At 73.3% G+C, this 2,465-nt stretch carries 2 protein-coding genes and 1 pseudogene; 2 read left to right on the plus strand and 1 reads right to left on the minus strand.

Annotated elements, in window-relative coordinates; genetic code table 11:
* A pseudogene (locus tag AB8Z36_RS38065) lies at window positions 1–981 on the plus strand (hypothetical protein); the annotation flags it as partial.
* 59 nt (window positions 982–1,040) lie between these two features.
* Here AB8Z36_RS38065 and AB8Z36_RS38070 read toward each other — a convergent pair.
* A complete protein-coding gene (locus AB8Z36_RS38070) occupies window positions 1,041–1,946 on the minus strand; it encodes a S41 family peptidase (RefSeq protein ID WP_369217942.1) in 906 nt (301 codons plus the stop codon).
* A gap of 58 nt (window positions 1,947–2,004) precedes the next feature.
* Between AB8Z36_RS38070 and AB8Z36_RS38075 the strand changes: the two genes are divergently transcribed.
* Window positions 2,005–2,465: ArsR/SmtB family transcription factor (locus AB8Z36_RS38075; protein WP_369217943.1), on the plus strand; the 461-nt coding region annotated here is incomplete at its 3' end.

A 2,465-nucleotide genomic window follows, 5' to 3' on the forward strand; every position in this document is an offset into this window, starting at 1 on the left:
CTCGCCGACACCTCGGGCCACCGCGCCGAACTGGGTCGGGTCACCGTCGACGGCCTTCCCGGCAGCGCGCAGACCGCCTCGTACTGGGGCCGCGAGGTCCGCGTTCCGCTGTCGTCGGCGGCCCGCGCGGGTCTCGACCTCAGCCACGTCAAGACCCTGGAGCTCACCCCGCGCAGCCGCTCCGGCAAGGCGTGGCTGATGGACGCCTGGGGCTGGCGCCCCGGCACGCCCGCGGTGAAGCCCGCCGAGCTGCCCCGCGTGGACCTGGGCCGGCTGACCGTGGACGAGGGCGACTCCGGAGTCCGCACCCACCACGTGCCCGTCCGCGTCTCGGGGAAGGGCAGCGGCGAGGTCAGGCTGTTCGTCCCCAAGCCGGGCACCGACGAGTTCACCAGCCGGAGGGTGAAGGTCCGGCCGGGCACGAACGAGGTCGACATCCCCGTCGAGGTGCGCGGCGACACCCGGTACGGCTACGACGTCGCCCATGACGCGTTCGTCAAGGCGGTGCGCGGCGCCGTGGTCGGCTCCCACCAGGGCGGCGTGACGGCACGCAACGACGACCCGATGCCGAAGGTCACCCTCAAGCCCGTCGCCGACAAGGTCACCGAGGGCAAGCCCCTGAAGTGGCGGATGACGCTGTCGGAGGCGGCCGACGTGGACATCACGGCCGGGATCAGGTTCCTTCCGGTCGCCCGCGGAGCCGAGCTGTCCACGACGGACGTGGACAAGAGGTGGCTGGAGCACGAGGTCGGCGTACCGGCCCGCCCGGCCCGCAAGCTCTCCCGCATCGGCGAGGGCGACTCGCTGTACGTCGCCGTGCCCGCGGGCAAGAGGAGCGTCGAGTTCCGCGTACCGACGGTCAAGGACACCGTGCGGGAACCGACGGAGTCCCTGAAGGCCCGGCTCTCGGTCCTCGACGAGGAGTGGGAGCCCCGCCCGGGAGGTCCGGTCTTCACCGGCACGGTCCGGGACGCCCGCTAGGCGGCGAGCGGCCGCCCTCCTTCGGCCGGGGGGCGGCCCACGGCCCAGGCACCGTCATCTCACCGCAGGCGCTCCGCCGCGAGGGCGTGCGCCCGGTCGGCCGCCTCGTCCGCCGGGCACGGCACGTCGGGGCGTACGCCCGTGCCCTCCCAGTTGGTGCCCGACACGGGGTTGACCGAGCGGCCGACCGGGATCGACGCCTCCAGGTGCGGATGCACCGTCCAGCCCTCCCGCGGATGCGCGCCGCCCGCGGTCGGCTCGCCCACGACGACGGCGCGCCCCAGTTGCTGGAGGTCGTAGGCGAGTTCCTCGGCCGCCGAGAAGGTGCGGGAACTCGTCAGCACGTACAGCGGCTTGCTGCCGCCGAAGCGTGCGCCGGGGACGTGCGGCGGGCTCCAGGACTGCTCAAGGCGTTCGCCGTCGCGCCAGTACATCGTGTTGAGGTGGGTGCGCTCGTCCAGCAGGTGGCCGCAGACGAAGGCGACCGTGTCCGGATCGCCGCCCGTGTTGCCGCGCAGGTCGACGATGAGCGCGTCGGCGGGGGCGACCAGGGTGAGAGCGGCGGTCAGCGGCTCGGCGGCCCATCCGAGCGGGAACAGCGCCGGGGCCAGTTCGAGCAGCGCGATCCGGCCGTCCCGCAGCTCCACCCGGGGCGCGCCGCCCAGCGAGGAGGCGAACTTGCCGCGCATCGCGGCCAGCACGGCGGCGCCCTGTTCCGTGGGCACCGGCTCGGCGTGGTGCTTCAGGCTCAGATGCGGGTCGCCGTTGAGCGACTGGAGGTCCGCGGTGACCCGACGGCCCAACTCCTCGGCGGCGGCGACGTCGTACGCGCCGTCGGCCAGGCGCCGCCGCAACAGCTCGGCCAGTTGGCGCGCGACATCCGGGAACACGTAGTGATCGAGCAGGAGTTGGGCGGTCTCCTGGACGACGGGGGAGACGTCGAGCTGCTTGGCGGTGGTAGTCATGACAGGGGAGTAGAGCAGCCCTCTTCCGAAAGCGTCAAGAGTATTAGACACTTGGCCCATGTCCGAGCCGCAGCCGTCACCGCCGTCACCACCACCGTCACCATCGTCACCGTCACCGACGTCTTCGCCGCCCGCCGACGTCCTGGAGGTCGACTCACCGCAGCAGCACGCCGCGCTGGCCCACCCCCTGCGCCAGCGCCTGCTCTTCACGCTCGGCCACTGCCCCGCCACCATCAGCCGACTGGCGGAGCGGCTCGGCACGGGCAAGGGCAATGTGGCCCACCACCTGAAGGTGCTGCGCACGGCGGGCCTGGTCCACGTCGTGGAGACCCGCAAGGTCAGGGGCGGCACCGAGCAGTACTACCAGCGGGTCGCCGAGCGCATGTCCGTCGCCGAGCCGCAGGCCGCGGGAACCGCCGCGATGCTCGGCGCCGTCGCCCAGGAACTGGACCGCTCGGCGCGGACCACGCTCTCCCTCCGGCACGTACGCCTCAGCCCCGAACGGGCCCGGCTCCTGGG

This window comes from Streptomyces flavofungini (assembly GCF_041028215.1).
Classification (GTDB): domain Bacteria; phylum Actinomycetota; class Actinomycetes; order Streptomycetales; family Streptomycetaceae; genus Streptomyces; species Streptomyces flavofungini_B.

Excerpts from the sequence above, each read along its gene's own strand:
- AB8Z36_RS38070 (WP_369217942.1), bottom strand. The coding sequence starts at position 1,946 with ATGACTACCACCGCCAAGCAGCTCGACGTCTCCCCCGTCGTCCAGGAG.